The sequence below is a fragment of the Gordonibacter pamelaeae 7-10-1-b genome, from assembly GCF_000210055.1.
Taxonomy (GTDB): domain Bacteria; phylum Actinomycetota; class Coriobacteriia; order Coriobacteriales; family Eggerthellaceae; genus Gordonibacter; species Gordonibacter pamelaeae.
This window is the reverse complement of sequence record NC_021021.1, coordinates 463171-464839: the sequence shown is the minus strand read 5'-3', so window position 1 is coordinate 464839 and position 1669 is coordinate 463171. Positions and strand designations below refer to the sequence as shown.

The 1669-nt window shown below is 70.5% G+C and carries 2 protein-coding genes and 1 pseudogene; all 3 read right to left on the bottom strand.

Translation table 11 applies throughout. From position 1 onward, the window contains the following. Nucleotides 1-489, bottom strand: a pseudogene (locus GPA_RS18705) (ABC transporter permease); the annotation flags it as partial. Nucleotide 490: 1 nt separating this feature from the next. Then, a complete protein-coding gene (locus GPA_RS02165) occupies nucleotides 491-1171 on the bottom strand; it encodes an ABC transporter ATP-binding protein (RefSeq protein ID WP_015538809.1) in 681 nt (226 codons plus the stop codon). A 108-nt stretch (nucleotides 1172-1279) separates the two neighbouring features. Next, on the bottom strand, nucleotides 1280-1669 hold a 390-nt coding region (locus tag GPA_RS02160), incomplete at its 5' end, for a sensor histidine kinase (RefSeq protein ID WP_041238815.1).

Here is a 1669-nt window from a genome sequence, read left to right as displayed (position 1 = left end):
GCGCACGCCGCCGCTGCCGTCGGCGCCGAGCGTCTCGCCCTTGAGGTAGTCGGGCAGGATGACCTCGTCCGCGGTCTGCGGCATGCCGCCCTCCACGAGCTCGGGCATGAGCGCGTACGGCGCGCCCATCGGCTCGTCCGACCCCTTAGCCACGGTGGGCATGCTCTTCAGCGTGAGGAAGTCGCCCAGGTTGCGCGCATCCTCCTCCGAGAGCGCCGCCGTGCCGCCCTTCGTGAACGTCATGAGGTCGCTCACCTGGTCGCTGTCCGCAAGCGCGTCGACGGCGGTCGCGGACAGCTCCGAGGAGAACACGTGCCACGACCCCTCGGTGGCCATGGTGCGCTCCATAAGCGCCGCCTGCATGCTGCCCACGCTCGTGAGCACGGCGGCCAGAAGCGCGGTGGAGAGCGCTATGCCCACCACGGTGACGGCGGTGCGCACGCGGTTTTTCGCGAGCGACCGCAGCGTGAAGCGCGTGAAGATGCCCATGCTAGCGCCGCCTCTCGTCCGAGGCGACGCGCCCGTCCTCGATGGCGATGACGCGGTCGGCCGCGCAGGCTATGTCCTCGTCGTGCGTGATCACGACGAGCGTCTGGTCGAAGTGGCGGTTCGAGTCGCGCAGAAGGCCCATGATCTCGCGGGAGTTCCGCGAGTCGAGGTTGCCGGTGGGCTCGTCGGCCAGCACCACGGCGGGCGCGTTCATGAGGGCGCGCCCGATGGCCACGCGCTGCTGCTGGCCGCCGGAGAGCTGGTTGGGCAGGAATCCCTCGTGGCCGCGCAGCCCCAGGCCGTCGAGCAGCGTGCCCAGGCGCTCCTCGTTCACCGGCCGGCCGTCCATGAGCACGGGCAGCGTCATGTTCTCCACCACGTTGAGCACGGGGATGAGGTTGTAGAACTGGTAGACCAGCCCCACCTCGCGCCGGCGCAGCACCGCAAGCTCCTCGTCGGTGCGCGCGTACACGTCCGCGCCGGCCAGGCGCACGGTGCCCGATGTGGGGCGGTCCACGCCGCCCATGAGGTGCAGAAGCGTCGACTTGCCGGAGCCCGACGAGCCCACGATGGCCACGAACTCGCCCTGCCCGATGGACAGCGTCACGCTGTCGAGCGCCTTGAGCGCCGTCGGCCCCTGCCCGTACACCTTCGTCAGCCGCTCCGCAGAGAGGATATCCATATCTCGCCTTTCTCTCGATTCTCTACGGAACAGTGTCCCATCGCGCGCTTGCGGCACCGTGAACCCCGCATTACGAAATCGTCATCTTCGCCTTCGCGGGGCCGCGCGTCACACCACCATCTTGGGGAACGCGAAGTCGAAGCGCGCGCCGCCCGTCGCGCGGTCGTTGCCGGCGCGCAGCGTCCCGCCTTGGGCGATGGTGAGCGAGCGGGCGAGCGGGAGCCCTATGCCGAAGCCTTCCGACCCCTCCCCGCGGTAGAAGCGCTCGAACAGGTGCGGCAGGTCCTCGGCCGCGATGCCGGGGCCCGTGTCCGTGACATGCAGGCGCAGCGCCACCGCGTCCTCCCGCGCGCTCACGCGCACGGTGCCGCCGGCGGGCGTGTGCTCGAGGCAGTTCTTCAGCACGTTGCCGAGCGCCTCGGCCGACCACGCGGCGTCGCCCGTGAACGTGGCGCCGGGGGCCACGTTCACCTCGCAGGCCACGCCGCGCAAATCGAA